The sequence below is a fragment of the Acidovorax sp. FG42 genome (genome assembly GCF_057809195.1).
This window is the reverse complement of record NZ_JBMDJM010000009.1, coordinates 14,542-32,695: the sequence shown is the minus strand read 5'-3', so window position 1 is coordinate 32,695 and position 18,154 is coordinate 14,542. Positions and strand designations below refer to the sequence as shown.

At 67.9% G+C, this 18,154-nt stretch carries 16 protein-coding genes; 5 read left to right on the top strand and 11 right to left on the bottom strand.

All coding sequences use genetic code 11. The annotated features are described in order from the left end of the window. Nucleotides 1-9 precede the first annotated feature (9 nt). Complete coding sequence (locus ACODSM_RS11325) at nt 10-1,038, bottom strand: LLM class flavin-dependent oxidoreductase (RefSeq protein ID WP_488805326.1); 1,029 nt, start codon at nt 1,036-1,038, stop codon at nt 10-12. A gap of 204 nt (nt 1,039-1,242) precedes the next feature. Between ACODSM_RS11325 and ACODSM_RS11320 the strand changes: the two genes are divergently transcribed. Next, entirely contained in the window at nt 1,243-1,728 is a 486-nt protein-coding gene (locus ACODSM_RS11320) for a CZB domain-containing protein (RefSeq protein WP_015015652.1), read from the top strand. A gap of 72 nt (nt 1,729-1,800) precedes the next feature. Here ACODSM_RS11320 and ACODSM_RS11315 read toward each other — a convergent pair whose 3' ends face one another. The 4 genes from ACODSM_RS11315 to ACODSM_RS11300 all read right to left on the bottom strand — a co-directional run bounded on the left by ACODSM_RS11315 (nt 1,801) and on the right by ACODSM_RS11300 (nt 4,691). Then, entirely contained in the window at nt 1,801-2,154 is a 354-nt protein-coding gene (locus tag ACODSM_RS11315; RefSeq protein ID WP_488805325.1) for a hypothetical protein, read from the bottom strand. Nucleotides 2,155-2,269: 115 nt separating this feature from the next. Continuing rightward, nucleotides 2,270-2,818 carry a crossover junction endodeoxyribonuclease RuvC gene (gene ruvC / locus ACODSM_RS11310; protein WP_309822038.1) on the bottom strand — a complete coding sequence of 183 codons (549 nt, stop codon included), beginning with the start codon at nt 2,816-2,818 and terminating at the stop codon, nt 2,270-2,272. 58 nt (nt 2,819-2,876) lie between these two features. Further along, nucleotides 2,877-3,869: a phosphatidate cytidylyltransferase gene (locus tag ACODSM_RS11305; protein WP_488805324.1), complete on the bottom strand. Its 993-nt coding sequence runs from the start codon at nt 3,867-3,869 to the stop codon at nt 2,877-2,879. A gap of 60 nt (nt 3,870-3,929) precedes the next feature. Continuing rightward, the gene (locus ACODSM_RS11300) at nt 3,930-4,691 is read right to left on the bottom strand and encodes a lysophospholipid acyltransferase family protein (RefSeq protein ID WP_488805323.1); all 762 of its coding nucleotides are present in this window, start codon (nt 4,689-4,691) and stop codon (nt 3,930-3,932) included. A gap of 263 nt (nt 4,692-4,954) precedes the next feature. On the opposite strand from ACODSM_RS11300, the gene ACODSM_RS11295 reads away from it, so the two are divergent. Further along, nucleotides 4,955-6,070, top strand: a complete 1,116-nt coding sequence (locus tag ACODSM_RS11295) for a cyanophycinase (protein ID WP_488805322.1) — start codon at nt 4,955-4,957, stop codon at nt 6,068-6,070. A gap of 37 nt (nt 6,071-6,107) precedes the next feature. Here ACODSM_RS11295 and ACODSM_RS11290 read toward each other — a convergent pair whose 3' ends face one another. Continuing rightward, the gene (locus tag ACODSM_RS11290) at nt 6,108-7,019 is read right to left on the bottom strand and encodes an AraC family transcriptional regulator (RefSeq protein ID WP_238990791.1); all 912 of its coding nucleotides are present in this window, start codon (nt 7,017-7,019) and stop codon (nt 6,108-6,110) included. Nucleotides 7,020-7,095: 76 nt separating this feature from the next. Here ACODSM_RS11290 and ACODSM_RS11285 point away from each other — a divergent pair, with 76 nt between their 5' ends. Further along, complete coding sequence (locus ACODSM_RS11285) at nt 7,096-8,547, top strand: cytochrome P450 (RefSeq protein WP_488805321.1); 1,452 nt, start codon at nt 7,096-7,098, stop codon at nt 8,545-8,547. Nucleotides 8,548-8,574: 27 nt separating this feature from the next. On the opposite strand, the gene mtgA is transcribed toward ACODSM_RS11285, so the two are convergent. From mtgA to ACODSM_RS11265, 4 genes are all read right to left on the bottom strand, one after another. Continuing rightward, entirely contained in the window at nt 8,575-9,309 is a 735-nt protein-coding gene (gene mtgA, locus ACODSM_RS11280) for a monofunctional biosynthetic peptidoglycan transglycosylase (protein ID WP_488805320.1), read from the bottom strand. A 17-nt stretch (nt 9,310-9,326) separates the two neighbouring features. After that, nucleotides 9,327-10,181 (bottom strand): shikimate dehydrogenase, encoded by an 855-nt coding sequence (gene aroE, locus ACODSM_RS11275; protein ID WP_488805319.1) that lies wholly within the window; start codon nt 10,179-10,181, stop codon nt 9,327-9,329. Between the two features lie 120 nt (nt 10,182-10,301). Beyond that, nucleotides 10,302-11,162 (bottom strand): TonB family protein, encoded by an 861-nt coding sequence (locus tag ACODSM_RS11270; protein WP_116747920.1) that lies wholly within the window; start codon nt 11,160-11,162, stop codon nt 10,302-10,304. A gap of 32 nt (nt 11,163-11,194) precedes the next feature. Next, nucleotides 11,195-13,270, bottom strand: coding sequence for a ribonuclease catalytic domain-containing protein (locus tag ACODSM_RS11265; protein WP_488805318.1), 2,076 nt, complete (start codon nt 13,268-13,270; stop codon nt 11,195-11,197). Between the two features lie 88 nt (nt 13,271-13,358). Between ACODSM_RS11265 and ACODSM_RS11260 the strand changes: the two genes are divergently transcribed. Next, nucleotides 13,359-14,954 carry a Wzy polymerase domain-containing protein gene (locus ACODSM_RS11260; RefSeq protein WP_488805317.1) on the top strand — a complete coding sequence of 532 codons (1,596 nt, stop codon included), beginning with the start codon at nt 13,359-13,361 and terminating at the stop codon, nt 14,952-14,954. A gap of 35 nt (nt 14,955-14,989) precedes the next feature. Here the strand turns inward: ACODSM_RS11260 and ACODSM_RS11255 are convergent, their stop codons facing one another. Beyond that, nucleotides 14,990-15,574 (bottom strand): YqiA/YcfP family alpha/beta fold hydrolase, encoded by a 585-nt coding sequence (locus tag ACODSM_RS11255; RefSeq protein ID WP_309822052.1) that lies wholly within the window; start codon nt 15,572-15,574, stop codon nt 14,990-14,992. Nucleotides 15,575-15,688: 114 nt separating this feature from the next. On the opposite strand from ACODSM_RS11255, the gene ACODSM_RS11250 reads away from it, so the two are divergent. Then, nucleotides 15,689-18,127 (top strand): protein kinase domain-containing protein, encoded by a 2,439-nt coding sequence (locus ACODSM_RS11250; RefSeq protein WP_488805316.1) that lies wholly within the window; start codon nt 15,689-15,691, stop codon nt 18,125-18,127. Nucleotides 18,128-18,154: the final 27 nt, after the last annotated feature.

Genomic DNA, 18,154 nt, shown 5'->3' with positions numbered 1-18,154 from the left:
GACGGGCGCTCAGGCCGCCACGGCGGCCTGGCCCAGCGTGGCGTGCGCCTGGGCGGCGATGTCCAGCGAGCGCAAACGAAGCGCAGGGTCGTACACGTCGCTCACCAGCATCAGCTCGTCGGCGCCGGTGGCCTCGATCAGGTGCGCCAGCCCCGCACGCACTGTGTCCGGCCCACCGATCACGGCTGCAGCCAGAAAGTCGCCAATTGCTGCCCGCTCCTGCGGTTGCAGGCGCGCAGCGTAGCCCTCGATGGGCGGCAGCAGGCGTCGGCGGTCGCCCGTCAAGATGCCCAGAACCCGCTGGTAGGTGCTACTGGCCAGGTAGTCGGCCTCTTCGTCGGTCGGGGCCGCGATCAGTGGCACGCCAATGGCCACGTGGGGCTTGGGCCAGGCAGCGGAGGGGCGGTACAGATTGCGGTACAGGTCAATCGCCTGGTGCAGCATGCGCGGCGCAAAGTGCGAGGCAAAGGCATACGGCAGACCCCGCTCGGCCGCCAGCTGGGCCGAAAACAGGCTGGAGCCCAGCAACCAGATCGGCACATTGGTGCCCGCGCCGGGCATGGCGATCAGGCGTTGGCCGGGTTCGGCAGGGGCCAGCAGGCGCTGCAGCTCGGCCACGTCGCGCGGAAAGTCTTCTTCGGTCTCCACCCGGTTGCGGCGCAGCGCACGCATGGTGGTGGGGTCGGTGCCGGGCGCGCGGCCCAGGCCCAGGTCGATGCGGTCGGGGTACAGCTCGGCCAGCGTGCCAAAGGCCTCGGCCACCACCAGCGGGGCGTGATTGGGCAGCATCACGCCGCCCGAACCCACGCGGATGCGCGAGGTGCCACCGGCAATGTGGCCCACCAGCACAGCGGTGGCGGAGCTGGCAATGCCCGCCATGTTGTGGTGCTCGGCCAGCCAGTAGCGGGCAAAGCCCAATTTTTCGGCATGCTGGGCAGTGCGCAGCGCAATCTGCAGCGCATCGGCCACGGTGCCGCCTTCGCGGACGGCAACCAGGTCAAGCATGGACAGGGCAGGGCGGCGGGGAGTAGAGGTCATGCCCGGATTGTCCGGCGCGCGCGGCTTTTGCGCAGGCGGTGGGCGTAGAGCTGGCAGTGGCAGCAGGGTTGCCTGCGCCGATTTTTACCAGAGGGTCATTTTTTGGTAGCCAAAACGGCGGAGGCACCACAGAATGTTTCAAGACATTTCCGCGCTGGCTGCCATCCTGCGCTGCGCGGACCAGTCGTGCAAAAGGGATGACGCATGGGTTTTTTCAGCCGCTTGTTCAAGATCCGGGAGCAGGACCCCACCAGCCCCGAGACCACCTGGGCCATGGAAGACAACGGCAGCGAACTGGTGCTGGACGCTGAATACGCGGCCACGCTGATGACCGAGATCGACATCGATGCCGCCATCGCCAGCCACGAGCGCTGGCGCCTGCAGCTGCAGGACATGGTCAACGGCCGCTCCGACGAGGTCATGCGGCCTGAGCGCATCTGTCAGGACGACCGCTGCGACCTGGGCAGATGGCTCTACGGCACAGGCCGGGTGCGCCTGGGGCATTACCCCGCGTTCGACATGCTGGTGGCGCGGCACAAATACTTTCACCAGCAGGCGGCCGATGTGGTGACGGCCTTCCAGTCGGGCGACCAGCCCAAGGCGGCACAGTTGCTCAATGGCAGTTGCCGCCACGCGTCCAACCAGGTGCTGTTGCTGCTCAAGGAACTCAAGCGCGGTCTGGGGCGGTAAGCCCTGCAGATGCAGGAGACGCCGCCCTCAGAGCGTAACCACGTTCTAGCGGCTCGGCCCGTGGCCTACCGCTTATCGTCCGCCGGGCGGCTCCGTGGCGGGCGGGGGGACAGCCAATTGCCACCCGAATTCGGTAGCTACATCCATGCGGTGTTGTCCATCCAGCGTGTAGTGAATCTGCGTACCCATGGGTGCGTTCAGTTCGGGCAGCAAGGCGTGCAGCGCTACCCGCGCATGGTCCAGTACCGGGGCGGTGATGTCGATGCGGATGAATTCCGCGATGCGCTTGCCATCCGTGCGCGCGACGCCCAGCGAGTCGCCCCAGCCGATCACCATGCCGACTCCCTGGGCGCTCAGTGCCTGGTCAATCCGGTCTTCGCGCTGGTGCAGCGGGTCCACGGTGTGCCGAGTGAGCGGGATTTTCACGAACAGGAACGCCGGCCGATCATCCGGCGTGGAGAGCACGGCTGGGGTGGGAGGAAGGGCGGAGGCGCTCATGGCCGGGCTGAGGTGGGTTGTTGGGGCGCGCGCAGAGGGGTGCTCAATAGCTGCGCCCATCCTTGTACATGGCATGCTGACGGCGGTTCAGGGTAGCAGCTTCGCCCAAGCGGCCCATGGCCGCCCCGGCATGCGCATGGGTGATGGCCATGCCCAGGCCGTCGGCTGCGTCCGTGCCCGGCAGGCCTGGCAGCTGCAACAGCCGCCGTACCATTTCCTGCACCTGGCTTTTGGCGGCGCGGCCGTGGCCGACCACGGCTTTTTTCATCTGCAGCGCGGTGTATTCGGCCACGGGCAGATTGCTGGCCACCAGGGCGGTGATGGCGGCGCCCCGCGCCTGGCCCAGCAGCAGCGTGGACTGGGGATTGACGTTGACGAACACGATCTCGACCGAGGCCACATCGGGCTGGTAGCGGGCTGCGACCTCGGTGATGCCGTCGAACAGGATCTTCAGGCGCCCGGGCAAGTCGCCCAGCGCGAGGGTGGTGGTGCGGATGGTGCCGCTGGCCACGTAGCTGAGCTTGTGGCCGTCCATGTCCACCACGCCGAAGCCGGTGGTCTGCAGGCCGGGGTCAATGCCAAGGATGCGCATTTGCTCTCGTTTTTATAGCTGTTGGGGCAATGGTGACTAGCGCTGCCGGTCGATTCTTCTACAAACCGAAGTACCAGCGTGCCGAATGGAAGAACACGGGCGCCGCAAAACACAGCGCATCCACCCGGTCGAGCAGGCCACCCGCACCGGTGACGGACATGCCCTGCATGCCCCAGCTGGTGATGCCCCGGTCGCGCTTCAACGCCTTCATCACCAGGTGCCCCAGGCTGCCCGCCACGCAGGCCAGCAACGCCATGCCCAGCGCCTGGCCAGGTTTGAAGGGGGTGATGAAAGTGAGCAGCCCGCCCGCGAGGCCGCCGGCGGCCACGCCGGCCAGCCAGCTCGTCCACTGAAAGCTCTGACTCACCTGCGGTGCCACCGGCTTGTGCGGAAAGCGCCGCCCCAGCAGGTGCTGCACCAGCATGCACGTTTGCACCACAAACACCAGGAAGAACACCAGAAACGCGCCCTTGTCGCGGTAGCCCGGAAAGTCCAGCAGCAGCAGCGCCGGCACGTGGCTCATGCCGTACACGCAGACCATGATGCCCCACTGCAGCTTGGCATTGCGCTCCAGAAATCGCTGGGGGTCATTGGCCAGTGCGCTCACCACCGGCAGCGCCAGGAACACGTACACGGGGATGAACACGGTGAACAGGTCGAAGTGCTTGCTGCCCACCAGCCAGAACTGCAGGGGCAGCACCACGAAGAACGCCAGCACCAGGCTGCGGTGGTCGCCCCGGCGTGTGGGCGACAGGGTGATGAACTCGCGCAGCGCAAAAAAGCCGACGATGGCGAACAGCACGGTGGCCACCGTCTCGCCCAGCACCCAGCCCACCCAGAACACCGTGGCCATGACCCAGGAGGTCTTGAGCAGCCCCCAGAACCGCCGGGCCTCCAGGGCCTGGGCTTCGGCTTCGGGGTCGTCGCTCGGGTGCTCGCGCAGATTGCGTACAAAGGCCCACAGCGTGACGATGGACAGGATGCCGAACACGACCAGGAACAAGGCCCCGATCTGCTGGGTGGCGGTGAGGTTGCGCAGGAATTGGTTCATGTCAGCGCGCGCTCCAGGGCGCAGCGTTCGGCAAGTTCAGGGGCTTCGCGCGGGTCATGGTCAGACTTCCCGCAGTGCAATGACGGCGCGGCGCGCGCGGTCGAGGAACGGGCGGCGCTCCTCACCTGCTTCGAGCTGGATGGGCGCGCCAAAGGTCACCGAACACAGGATGGGCACGGGCACCACTTCGCCCTTGGGCATCACGCGTTGCACGTTGTTGATCCAGGCGGGCACCAGCACCACCTGCGGAAACATCTGCGCCAGCTTGAACAGGCCGGATTTGAACGCCTGGGGCTCGTCGCCATGGCCGCGCGTGCCTTCCGGAAAGATCACGATGGAGTCGCCGCTCTCCAGCGCGCGCACCAGCGGGGCCAGCGGGTCGGATTCGGGCAGTGCGGCGCGCAGTTCTTCGGGTGTGGGTGCGCGGGGGGGCGCTTCGGGCGAGGGGTCTGGGCCCCCGGCTGCTGCCGTGTCGGCATCGGCTGCGGCGGCCTGGGTCACGGTGGGATCTGCGGCCACGGGCGCTGTGGGCCGCGCGGGCGGGGCCTGGCGGTCCACATACACGGCGTTGAACACGGCGGTGGTGATCCACTGCCGGAACGGCGTCTTGGTCCAGTAGTCTTTAGCCGCAATGGGCCGCGTGATGCTGCGCAGTTCCTCGGGCAACGCCGCCCAGATCAGCACCATGTCGGCATGGCTCTGGTGGTTGGCAAAGTAGATACGCTGCTCGGCCTTGGGCGGACAGCCATACCAGCGGGCCTGGGAGCCGGTGAGAAACCGCACGATCCCCAGCAGAAGGAAACTCATCAACTTGGCAAGCATGGCGGGATGATACGGGCAGGCTTCGATGCGCCTTGCCAAACGGTGTGCATGGGGGCGCAAGCGGCGTTTGCCTAAAATTCACCCCCTCTTTCCCCTTTGCGCCTTGTTTTGTGCGCCGCCGCGCTGATCTGGCCCGGTGCCCTGGTATACGGGCCGCTGCTTGTGATGGCGCGGCCGCAACTTCTTTTTGCCAGCTTGCTCAACCCCACTTCACGGGTTGGCGCGCTGCGCAAGCTTTTCATCTCTTCTCCTTCAGTGGGCCCATGGTTCTAGACGTTGTGTTGTTGCTGCGCAGGTGCCTGTGCCTTCTGGTGTGGCGGCCCGCTGTGGCGTGGGCGGCGGCTTTGCTGTCGTGCCTGTGGGGGATGCATTTCGCCCAGGCGCAGCCCGCCACGGCGGGGTCGCCCTGGGTGGCTGCGCCCGCCTCTCCGGTCGCATCCCCCGCCTTGCCTGGCGCCACCACCGTGCCCACCCCGCCCGCAGCGCCATTGGCAGCGCAGCCCCCGTCGGCGCAGGCAGGCTCAGCCAATGCGGCGAGGCTGGCGGCGGTCTTGCGGCTCTTTGTCCGGCCGCAGGGCCACTTGCTGATCGTGGGGGGCGGGGAAACGCCTGTCAGCGTGCAGCAGCGGTTTGTGGCGCTGGCCGGGGCAGAGAACGCCCGCATTGCCGTGTTTCCCATGGCCAGTTCCAAGTCGGACGAGGAGGCCCTGGAGGTGGCCCGCGACTTCAGCCGCCTGGGCGCGTTTGCGCAGGTGGTGGACATTCGCCCCGGCGAGGCCAACAGCGCTGCCGTGGTGCAGATGCTGGAGGGCTTCACGGGATTCTGGTTCTCCGGCGGCGACCAGTCGCGCCTGTCCACCCTGCTGGTGGGCACCCGCGCATTGCAGACCATCGAAACGCGCTACGTGGCGGGGGCGGTGGTGGGCGGAACGTCGGCCGGGGCCTCGGTCATGAGCCGGCTCATGCTCACGGGCAAATGGCGGGCGCCGCGCAACTCCGACGAAGAAGAGCAGGTCAACATCGCCCGAGGCATGAAAGAGTTGGCACCCGGTTTCGGCCTCTTCCGGGGTGCGATCGTGGACCAGCATTTCATGCACCGTGCCCGCTACAACCGCCTCATCAGCGCGGTGCTGGACCACCCCCAGCTGATCGGTGTGGGCATTGACGAGGAAACCGCCCTGCTGGTGCGCCCGGACGGCATGTGGGAGGTGCTGGGCAACTACTACGTCAAGCTGTTTGACGCCCGCCGGGCGCAGATCGTGGACGACGACGGCCCCATGGCCAAGGCTGCGGATATCCGCATGCATGTGCTGCCCGAGGGCGGCCTCTTCGACCCGCAGCGGCGCCGGGTGACCTTCCAAGAAACGCACATTCCGTGAGTGGAACTGCCCCCGGGGCGGGTTCCGCGTTGTTGCCCTACACCCAGATCCGGTACACCCAGAACGCCTCGTCGCCGTAGATGCCGTCATACAGCGCCTGCGGTGCGTAGCCGGTGATGCGGCGCGTGACGCGGCACAGGTGCGACTGGTCCGAGAACCCGGCGCCCGCTGCCACATCGGCCCACTTGACCGAGCCCTGCGCAGCCTCGGCCGCGATGGTGTCGAAGAACGCCTGCTCGGCCTTGCCAAAGCCGCGCAGTTCGCGCAGGGGCAGTCCGGCCCAGCGCTTGATGCGCCGCTCCAGCTGGCGCAGGCTGCGGCCAGGGGCGGACAGGGCGGCGCGCTGTGCGAGGTGTGCAGCCCAGTCGCCGTAGCGCTGTGTGGGCAAGGATTGTGCGGGGCGGCAGGCCTGCCAGCGGGGCTCCAGAAAATCTTCCAGGTGCTGCAGGCGGGCCGCGTTGTCGGGCAGGTTCTGCACCGCCTCGCACAGCGCCATCCAGTCGGGCGGCAACAGCGATTGCGCGTCCACCATGCGATCGGTCAGGGCCCCAGGGTCCACGCCGGTGAGCTGGTGCAGCGCGTCGGGCATTAACATCACCATCATGGCGTGCGTGGGCCCGGCGCAGTAGCTGGAGGTGGGGCGGGTCTGCGGGCCGGCCAGCACCCAGCGGCCGGGGTAGGCCTCGCGCGGGCTGTGCTCCGTGGGCATGGAGTCGGGGCGCTCGGCCACCAGGGCCTCGCTGCGGCCTTCAAACCACCAGCTCAGGCTGCACAGCGGCGAGGCCGGAAAGCGGTTGATGCGCTGTGCATCGCTGAGCGTGTGGCCCACCGTGCTGCGCGCGATGGCAGCACGCAGGCAGGCCGTGAGACTGGGGCGCGGCAGCCACAGCTCGCCCGAGGGGATCAGCCCGGCAGGGTGCCGAGGGGAGAGGGGGGCCAAGCTTGCCATGGGGCGCGAGTGTAGGCGACGGGGGCTGTCGCAATCGTTCAATACCAAGTCGTCGCTGCGCTGCAGCATGTGGGGCATGAACACGCCCACAGTCACCACCTCGTCTGTTTCTTCTGTTGCTTCTCCCACTCCTCCCACCACGCCTGCAACGCCACGCGGCCCGCGAACCCGCTGGTGGGGCCTGCCGCTGCTGCGCGCCATGCGGTCCGACTACCTGGGCTTTGTCACCCAACTGCAGCGCGAGCATGGCGACCTCACCCGCATGCGTTTAGGGTACGAAGATGCGTGGGACCTGATGCACCCTGATCTGGTGCGCGAAGCACTGGTCACCCATGCCGACCAGCTCATCCGCTGGGAGCGTGGCATGGAGGTGTTCGAGGAAGTGTTTGGCCAGAGCGTGCTGGTGACCGAAGGCGACACCTGGCAGCGCCAGCGCCGCATGCTGATGCCCGCCTTCACGCCCAAGCGGGTGGCAGGCTACGCGCAGCTGATGACCGATGCCGCCCGCAGCGCGCTCGATGCGGCCGTGCCGCCAGGCCAGCCCGGTGCGCAGGTGGCGGTGGATGCGCTGTGGACCGACGTGGCCATGGACGTGATCCTGCGCACGCTGTTCAGCACCTCGGCCCAGGCCGATGCGCGCGATGCTGCCTGGGCCACGCAGACGCTGGGGGCCACGGCCTACCAGGAGATGTTCATGCCCTTTACTTTGCCCGACTGGCTGCCCCTGCCGGGCAAGGCGGCCAAGCGGCGCGCGATCCGGTCGTTGAAGGGACTAGTGTGGCGCCACATCCATGCCCGCCAGGCCGAGGTGCCCCCGCCCGATGCCCCTGCGCGCACGGACCTGCTGCAGATGCTGCTGGCCCTGCGCGACGAGCAAACCGGCGATGCCTTGTCAGCACAAGAGGTGTTTGACCAGTGCATCGTCAGCTTCCAGGCCGGGCACGAAACCAGCGCCACCACGCTGCTGTGGTGGACCCTGCTCATGGCCCAGCACCCCGAGGCCGCGCAGCGCGCCCAGGCCGAGGTCGATGCCGTGCTGCGGGGCGGCACCCCCGGCCCCGAGCACCTTGCCCAGCTGCCCTGGCTGGGCGCTACGTTGAAAGAAGCGCTGCGCCTGTACCCCCCGATCGCCGCGCTGATGAGCCGCCGCACCACCGCGCCCATCACGCTGGGCGGCGTGCCAGTGCCCCCGGGCGCCATGCTGCGCATCACCCCCTGGGTGCTGCACCGCGATGCGCGCTGGTTTGCCGAGCCGGACTGCTTCCGTCCCGAGCGTTTTCTGGACGGCGCGCAGCCCATCCCCCGGGGCGCTTGGATTCCCTTCGGCCTGGGGCCGCGCGTGTGCATTGGCCAGCACTTTGCGATGCTCGAGATGACGCTGCTGGCGGCCATGCTGCTGCAGCGCTACACGGTGCGGCTGCCGGAGGGGAGCGCCGTGGGCGCGCCCCGGTTACAGGTGACGCTGCGGCCGGAGGGGGAGTCTGCGCTGTGGCTGCAGCGGCGGCGCGATGCGCCGCAGGGGCAATAAGGCGCGCTGCTTACCGGTGGGTGACGTTCAGGGCAACTCCGCGCCGCCCATGCGCCCCAGGATCGTGCGTGTCCGTCCTGCCAGATACGCCGAGCCAGGCGTTTTCTCAAACCGCTTGGGCGCGGGCAGCATCACGGCCAGGCGTGCGGCCTCGGCTGTGCTCAGGCGGCTGGCGCTCTTGCGGAAGTAGTGCTGCGCAGCAGCCTCGGCGCCGAACACGCCTTCGCCCCATTCCACGTTGTTGAGGTAGATCTCCAGGATGCGCTGCTTGGAGAGCAACTGCTCCAGCGCCAGCGTGAGCACGAACTCCTGCCCCTTGCGCAGCAGTGTGCGTTCGCCCGACAGCAGCAGGTTCTTGGCCAGCTGCTGGGTGATGGTGGAGCCGCCCCGGATCTTGGGGGCACGCACCGGGCGCTCGGGGGCGCGGGCCTGCGCCTTGCTGGCCTGGGCTTCGGCCTTGGCGTTGCGCTCCCAGGCTTTTTCGATGGCGTTCCAGTCCACGCCGTCGTGGTTCACAAAACCATCGTCTTCCGAGGCGATGACGGCGCGCTTGAGGTGGTCGGAGATGTCCGCGTACGGCACCCATTGCTGGCGCCAGGGCACGTGGCCTTTGCTGGCCAGCAGCGTCCAGGCTTCGGAGCGCTGGAAGGTGGTGGATTGGGGGTTGATCGCCACCATGGCGGCAATGCGCAGCACGAAGAACAGCTGCAGCGCCACGAAGGCGATCACCAGCAGTCCCAGCCAGCGCAGCACGGCTTTCATCGTGGCGTCCCCGGGGCTCAGGCGGTGGCAGATTGCTGCATTTCGCGCAGCACCTGGGCCGAGGGCGGGCGCACGCCGCGCCACAGCAAGAAAGCCTCGGCGGCTTGCTCCACCAGCATGCCCAGGCCGTCACGGGGCACGGCGCCGTGCTGCCGGGCCCAGTCGAGGAAGCCCTGTGCTGCGGGGCCGTACATCATGTCGTAGGCCAGGGCACCGGGGCGCAGCACGCTGGCGGGCACCGGGATGCCGCCGCCAGAAAGGCTGCTGGCCGTGGCGTTGATGATTACATCGAAATGGGTCGATAGCGCTAGTGGTTCTTGCGCTGACAGCTCTGCTTTTTGTAGCGCAGCCAAGGCGCTGTGCGACTGCACCAGCGCCTGCGCCTTGGCCAGGGTGCGGTTGGCCACAGTGATGTGGAGAGCCCCCGCCAGCAACAGCGGGCCCAACACACCTGCGGCGGCGCCCCCGGCGCCCACCAGCAGCACATCGCGCCCGGCCAGCGACACGCCCGCGTTGCGCGTGATGTCGGCCACAAGTCCCAGGCCGTCGGTGTTGTCAGCGTAGATGCTGCCGTCGGCGCGGAAGGTGAGGGTGTTGGCCGCACCCGCCAGTTGCACGCGCTCGCTGCATTCGGTGGCCAGGCCCGGCGCTTCGGTCTTGAAGGGCACGGTGACGTTGCAGCCGCGCCCGCCCTCAGCGGCAAACGCGCGCACGCCCTGGGCAAAACCGTCCATGGGCACCAGGCGGCGTTCGTAGGCAATGTGTTCGCCGGTCAGCTCGGCAAAACGGGCGTGGATGGCAGGCGAGCGGCTGTGGGCCACGGGGTTGCCCATCACGCAGTACAGGTCGGCAGGGGAGGCGGGGGATGTCATGGAGTGGCTAGGGCTGCGTGGGGCTGGCGGTACGGGCGGCCTTGCGGTGTGTTCTGTGGGGCGGGTGGGTGGGCTCGGAGGCCTGCTTGGCACGCCTCGTTGCTACCCCCCTCCGGGCAGTTACTTCACCACGGTTTCCAGGGTCTGGTCGCGGGTGAACTTGAAGCGCGCCACCATGGCGATCTGGTCGGCCTTCTTGCGCATCTCGGCATCGAAGGCGCCAAACGGGCCTGCGGCGCGGGCAATGGCTTCGGCGCGGCGGTCCAGTGTGCTGTTGCCCGAGCCTTGCACGATCTCGGTGCCCAGCACACGGCCGTCGTGGTTGACGGTGACGATCATCGTCAGCTCGCCATAAAGCTTGCGGCCGCCTTGTTCGGGGAAGTTCTCGGTGCCCTTGTCTTCCACCTTGCGGCGCAGCGCGTCGTAATAGATGGCATAGGCCTCTTCGCGGGTGGCGGGGCTGATGTAGCGCTTCTTGGGGCGCGAGTTTTCTTCGTTGATGCGCTTTTCGATCTCGGCCAGCAGCTTGACGAGCTGGCGGCGCTTTTCCTGCTCGCTGGCCTGTTCGGCGCTCTGGCTGGCCTGGCGCGGATCGGGTACGGGCATGGTGGCCAGCTGCTTGCGCAGCTGGGCCAGCAACTGGGCCTGCTGCTCCTGCATCGCGTCCATCTTGCGCTGGGCTTCTTCGTAGTCGTCACCCACTGTGGTGAGCGCGGTGTACGGCAGGGGGCTGGTGGCCCGGCCCTTCTCTGCATCGCCACCGCCCGCCAGGTTGGCCTGGGCAATCGCCTGGGCCTTGTCGGGGCGCTCGTTGGACTTGGCATTGACCAGGATGACTTCGAGTGGCGTGTCCTGGAACACGCGGTTGAAGCCCTCGGGGTCGATGAAGCGCACCGAGATGAGCGCAGCATGCACGGCGATGGAGACGCCCAGCGCCAGCTGCAGCGTGCTGAAGGTGCGGAGGAAGGCAGGGAGTTTCATCGCCGGCAATTATCAGGGGGCTGTCCGGGGCTTCAAGCGGTGGGGGCCGCTGCAGCGGCGTCGACGGGGGCCTCGTTCACATCCACCGCAATCGCAATCGGGCCGGCCACGGTGTCGTCGTCCTCGGCATCATCCACGGGGCCATCGTCGCTGGTGTCTGCGGGGTCGTCCAGGCGCTCGATCACGGTGCCGTGGATATCCAGCGTGATTTCGTCCACCTCGCCCAGCTTGACCTTGAGGCGCGCGCCGCGCGGCAGGTTCTGCGCGCCCAGCACGGGGAAGACCAGCGGAATGTCGTCCGCGCGGACGAGGAAGCTGCCGCCCGGGCCTTCCTTGAAGACGGTGGCGTTCAGCTCGGTGATGCCGTTCTGCTCCACATACTTGAGCGTCCAGAAGCGTTCCATGCCCGCCTGGTAGCCGTTGTAGGCGCTGTAGGCCGCGTCAAAGCTGCTGATGATGGAGAACAGGTCGGCGTCCTTGGGCTTGAAGGGCGCGGCCAGCGCAGCGGTCTTGCCGTGGCGCGCGCAGGCAATGATCTGCCACTGGTTCACCAGGTCGGTGTAGCGGCGCAGGGGCGACGTGGCCCACGAATAGGCTTTGACGCCGATGCCCGCGTGCGGCAGCGCCTTGGTGCCCATGCGCACCTTCACGCCCGGCGCCATGCTGGCCTGGCTGCGGTAGATGCCGGGCACGCCCAGCTCCGCCATCCAGCTGCCCCAGGTGCTGTTGGCCACGATCATGGCCTCGGCCACGATCAGATCGAGCGGCGCGCCGCGCTGGCGCACGCTGATCTGCACCTGCTCGTCGCCCGTGGGCTCGGCGCCGTCGTTGCCGACCAGGCGGAAGTTGTAGTCCGGCCGGTTGAAGTTCTCGGGCTTGCCGCGCACGACTTCGCGGCGGGCTTTGAGGTCCTTGGCGAGGCGGTGCAAAAACGATAGCTGCGGGCGCAATTCGGACAAGCGCTGCGGGTCGTTTTGGTGCTCAAACGCCGGGTTGGTGAGCCATTCTTCCGTCACCACCGCGTCGAGCTGGTCGTGGCGCAGGTTGGCGGCCACGTGCACGCGCTCCAGCTTGGTTTCGGAGCTCTTGAACTCCAGCGTGGCCTCGTCGATGGTCACGTACAGCGAGACGGCCGGGTTGGCGCGGCCTTCGTCCAGCGTGTAGGCCTGCACTACATCGTCGGGCAGCATGGTGATCTTGTAGCCCGGCATGTACACGGTGGACAAGCGGGCGCGGCCCAGCTGGTCAATGGCGCTGCCCGGCTGGATGGCCAGGCCCGGCGCGGCGATGTGGATGCCCAGCACCACGGTGCCTTTGCCCAGGCCCTGTACGGACAGCGCATCGTCGATTTCGGTGGTCTGCGAATCGTCGATGGAGTAGGCCTGCGCGGGCGACAGCGGCAGCTCGTCCGCAATGACCGGTGCAGTGACTGCCGGAAAGCCCGTGCCCTTGGGGAAGTTCTCGAACAAAAAGCGCTTCCAGTGGAACTGGTAGGCCGAGTCGATGGCGCCCGCCTTTTGCAGCAGGTCGAGCGGCGCGGTGTGCGTGGCGCGGCTGGCGTCGACCACGGCCTTGTACTCGGGCGCGTTCTTGTCGGGCTTGAACAGAATCTTGTAGAGCTGGTCGCGGATGGGCTGCGGGCATTCGCCGCGGCCCAGTTGCGCTGCCCACTCGTCGATCTGCGCGAGGATGGCCTTCTTCTTTTCGATGGCGGCCAGCGCCTGCTGCAGGATCTCGGCCGAGGCCTTCTTGAAGCGGCCCTTGCCCGCACGGCGAAAGTAGTGCGGTGCGTCGTACAGGCGGAACAGCGCACCGGCTTGCTGGGCCAGGGTGGCGTTCTCGGAGAAATAGTCCCGCGCCAGGTCGGCAAAGCCGAATTCGTCTTCGGGCGCGAATTCCCAGGCCAGGTCCAGTTCAATGGTCTCCGCCACGGCCTGGGCCTGGGCGATGAGTTCTGCCGGGGCGGGTTTTTCGAACTTCAGGAGGATGTGGGCGGCCTTGACCTTGACCCGTTTGCCCGAGTCCAGCTCCACTTGGGCGGAGGTATCGGCTTCGGACAGGATACGGCCGGCGAGAAATTTGCCGGCTTCTTCAAACAATGCGTGCATGGCGGCGATTGTCCCATGGGCGCAGCGGGCGCCCGGGCGGCGGCGCATATGATCCACGGCGCGCCTTTTTGCCCCTACCTGCCATCCCATGCCCTTTGCCACCATGGCCACGCCGCTGACACTGCTGGCACTGGCGCTGCCGTTCCTGTTCTGCTTCACGCAGGCCCCCATCAACAACTTCTGGCCCCTGCTTGTGTCCTGGGGCTGCGGCGCGGTGCTGGTGTTGTTGGCCCTGGCTCGCTGCGGCAGTACGCCGGGGCGGGATCAGGAGGGGGAGACCGGGGGGGCGCCCGCCCTGGTGTCGAGCCGGATGCTGGCCGCAGGCCTGCTGGTCGCAGCGCTGGCCAGTGCGGCCGTCGGGTTGCTGCAGTATTTTGTGGGGGATCCCGGCCTGCCCGGCGTGCAGCCCTCTACCCTGGGGCAGGCCATCGGCAACCTGCGCCAGCGCAACCAGCAGGCAACGTTGCTGAGCCTGGGCGTCTGGGCGCTGCTGTGGGGCTTGGCCCAGATGCAGGCACGTCTGGACCACCCCGGCATCGCCGCCCCTGTGCAGGGAGGAAAGGCCTGGCCCGGGTGGTTGACGGGCTTGCTGGTGGCCTGGGGGCTGGCGTTGCTGGCGATGTCGAGCGCGGCCACGGCCTCACGCACCGGGGCCGTGCAGTGGCTGTTGATGCTGGGGTTGGTGTTGTGCTGGCGCGTGTCGTGGGGGCGCCTGGTCCTGGGGCTAGGACTGGTGGGTTTGATCTTGTATGGCGCAGCGGCCTGGCTGCTGCCCCGTTTGCTGCTGGACTGGACCGGTTTTGCATCGGATGGACTGTTTGTGCGCATCCTCGACGAAGAGCCGGGCTGCACCAGCCGCCGTGTGCTGTGGGCCAATGTGCTGCACCTGATCGCGCAAAAGCCCTGGGCGGGCTGGGGCTGGGGGGAGTTGGACTACGCGCACTACGTCACTGTGTTCCCGGGGGAACGGTTTTGTGTGCTGCTGGACAACGCCCACAACCTGCCCCTGCACCTGGCGGTGGAGCTGGGCGTGCCGGTGGCGCTGATCTTTTGCGCCGCCGTGGTGGTGTGGGTGCTGCGCGAAAAGCCCTGGCGCGAGACCGATCCGGCACGGCAACTGGCCTGGGGCGTGCTGGCGCTGGTGGGGCTGCACAGCCTGCTGGAGTTTCCGCTGTGGTACGGGCCGTTCCAGCTGGTCACGGTGCTGGCCGTTGCGTTGCTGTGGCGCTGGCAGCTGCCCGGCTGGGCAACTTCGCTGGCCGCACGCCGGGGTGCGGCCGCGATCATCGTGGGCGCGCTGGCACTCGGGGCCTATGTGAGCTGGGATTTTTACCGCGTCAGCCAGTTGTACCGGCCGCTGGCCGACCGGCCACCCTCCCTGCGCCAGGACACCGTTCGCAAGGTGGGCAGCACCCCTTTCTTCACCGATCAGGTCGATTTTGCGCTGTTGACCACCATCGAGCTGTCACCCAGCAATGCGGGCCAGGTCTTTGGGGTGGCCAACAAGCTGCTGCACTTCTCGCCCGAGCCCCGGGTGATCGAGCCGCTGATCGAAAGCGCCACGATGTTGGGGTTGGACGACGAGGCGGCGTTTCACCTCAAGCGATACCGTGCTGCGTACCCGGCGGACTATGGGCGCTGGCGCGAGCAGGGGCGGCGGATTTCATCCCACCTGAAACCCTGACCGAATGCGCTGCGGACGGCTGCCGCGCGTTCAGTTCAGGCCAGTTGCAGGAACTGGCTCACCAACGGCAGGTAGTCCCCATAGTTGCCCAGCGCGTGGTCGCCCCCCTCCAGCACCACCTGCTCAGCTTGCGGGTAGCGCCCCACCATCTCGCGCCAGTCCAGCACTTCGTCGCCCTTGGCAATCAGGGCCAGTTCGCGGGCGGCAGCGGGGCGGGCCCGCATGTCCAGGGCCTGCAACTCTCCGATGTACTCCGGCAAAAAATAAAAGCGCTCGCTCGGGTCGTGCCAGCTGGTCTGCTCGCCGATGTAGCGGGCGAGGTCGCGTGCCGGGTCCACAGCGGGGTTGAGCATCACGCTCGGGCAACCCGCGTGCTGCGCCACCCAGCTGGCATAGAAGCCGCCCAGCGACGAGCCAATCACGGCCATCGAATGCCGGGGCCAGTGGGCAATGCCCTGCGCTACCAGCGCCATGGCGGCCCGGGGCGATGGTGGCAGCTGCGGGCACCAGAAGGTCACGGAGGGGTGGTGGGCCGCCACGTGGGCCGCAGTCTGGCGCGCCTTGGCCGACGAGGGGGACGAGCGAAACCCGTGCAGGTACAGCAGGTGGGTGGTGGTCATGAGACAGAAAGTAATCGGGGCAGGGGAATCACTGCATTAACCGGGCTGGCGCAGGCATAAGATGTGTGCTCCGGGGCGCCACACCGTGCGGCGCCTGGTTTTGCTACCCGCACCATGACCGATTTTGCCCCGCTTTCCACTGCCAGACGATGGGCGCTCGGATCAGGCGACAAGCCGCCTGCGTCGCTGGGGCGGTTTGAACTCAAGAAGCAGCTGGGCCGGGGCGCCCAGGCCACCGTGTGGCTGGCGCTGGACCCGCGCCTGCAGCGCGAGGTGGCCATCAAGCTGATGCGCCCCATGCAGGACCAGGACCCCTCCGTGCTGGAGCAGTGGCTGCGCGAGGCCCGCCACGTGGGGCGTCTGGCCCACCCCTACATCGTGCCGGTGTTCGAGGCCGATGTGCAGGGCGCGCAGCCCTACATCGTGTTCGAGTACGTGCCCGGAAGCACGCTGGCCGAGCACCTGGCCCAGCAAGGGCGCTGTACCCCTCATGATGCCGTAGCGCTCATGGTGGATGTGCTTGATGGCTTGCACGCCGCCCACCAGGCGGGCATCGTGCACCGCGATCTCAAGCCGTCCAACATCATGATCGATGCGCACCGGCACGCCCGGGTGATGGACTTTGGCATGGCGGCCCCTGTGCAGGCCGCACCGGATGCGCAATTGGCGAGCGGCACGCCCGCCTACATGGCGCCGGAGGCTGCGGCGGGCGCCGCGCCCACCCCCGCGATGGACGTGTATTCCGCTGGCTTGGTGCTCATCGAGATGCTGACCGGGCGCCCCCTTATCCACCAAAAGGACACCTGGCAGGCGCTGTACCGCATTGCCAACGAAAACCTGGCCCTGCCCGCCGACCTGGGCCCCGGCGTGGACGATGGCCTGCGCGCCATTCTTCAACGGGCCATGGCGCGTGACCCGGCGCAGCGCTACGCCACGGCGGCGGACTTTCGGGATGCGTTGCGCGCTTGGGCGGCACCGGCCAGTGCGCCATCGGCTGCCAGCAACGCCACGCTGGACTTTTTGCTGCGGCGCATGCGCCACAAGAGCGACTTCCCGGCCTTGTCGGATTCGGTGGCGCGCATCCAGCGGGTGGCCAATTCGGAAGACGACAGCATCAGCGACCTGACCCACGAAATCCTGAAAGACGTGGCGCTCACCAACAAGCTGCTGCGTCTGGTCAACAGCGTGCATTACGCCCACGCCAGCCGGGGCACCATCAGCACCGTGTCGCGCGCGGTGAGTCTGGTGGGCTTCAATGCGGTGCGCAACATGGCGCTGAGCCTGGTGCTGCTGGACCACATGCAGGACAAGGCCCATGCCAGCCAGATGCGCGAGGAATTTTTGCGCGCCATGATGGCGGGCTCGGTCGCGGCCGAACTGTGCAGCACCAGCCAGGCGGCCGAAGAGGCCTTCATCGGCGCGATGTTCCAGAACCTGGGGCGCATGCTGTGCGAGTTCTACTTTCCCGAAGAGGCGCGGCAGGTGCGCAGCTTGGTGGCGTCCGGGCGGCTGGAAGGGGGCGAGGAGGCCGCATCCGTCCAGGTGCTGGGGCTGGGGTTTGAAGACCTGGGTGTTGGCGTGGCGCGCGTCTGGGGCCTGCCCGACAGCCTGCAGCGCTGCATGCGCAAACCCCTGGGCTCGCCCATGCAGCGTGCGCCCGAGCAGGGCGTGGAGCGTTTGCGCTGGGCCGCCATGGCGGCCAACGAGGTCGCCAGTGCCCTGTTGTTCAGCGAGCCCGCCCAGCTAGAGGGACAACTGGGACAGGTGGGCACACGCTACGCCCGCACGCTGGCGCTGTCGGCCGAGGCCATTGCCGACGCCACGCTGCGCGCGCGGCACAAGCTGGTGGCGCTGGCCGAGGCGCTGGACCTGCGCGTGGACCCCGACACGCCGGCGGCCCGCCTGCTCAAGCTGCCCCCGGCCGCCGGGGCGCAAGCCGCACCCGACGATGCCCTCGGCGCCCACGAGTTGCGGGTGACGGAAACCCAGCCCCTGCCCGCTGTGCTCGAATCCCAGGCGGGTGGCGCAGTGTCGGTAGCGCAGGTCAATGAAGTGCTGGCGGCGGGCATCCAGGACATCACCAACGCGATGGTCGAGAGTTTTCAGCTCAACGATGTGCTGCGAATGATCCTGGAGACCATGTTCCGCGCCCTGGGTTTTCGGCGCATGGTGTTTTGCCTGCGCGAGGCCCGCACCGACATGCTGACCGGCCGCTTTGGCCTGGGGGAGGGCAGCGAGGTGGCCGTGCGGGCCCTCAAGGTGCCGCTCAAGGCCCAGGGCGACCTATTTGCCGCCGTATGCCTGCGCGGCGCCGACACCCTGATCAACGACGCTACCGAGCCCCGCATACAGGCGCGCCTGCCCGAGTGGTACCGCAAGGGCGTCAATGCGCCGTCGTTTCTGTTGCTGCCGCTGCAGATCAAGGGGCAGCCCTTTGCCCTCATCTATGCCGACCAGGCCACGCCGGGCGGCATTGTGGTGGACGACAAGGCCTTGGGCCTGCTGCGCACCCTGCGCAACCAGGCGGTGATGGCCTTCCGGCAGGCGGGGTAGGGCTGCGGCTCGCGATGTCCCTGCAGG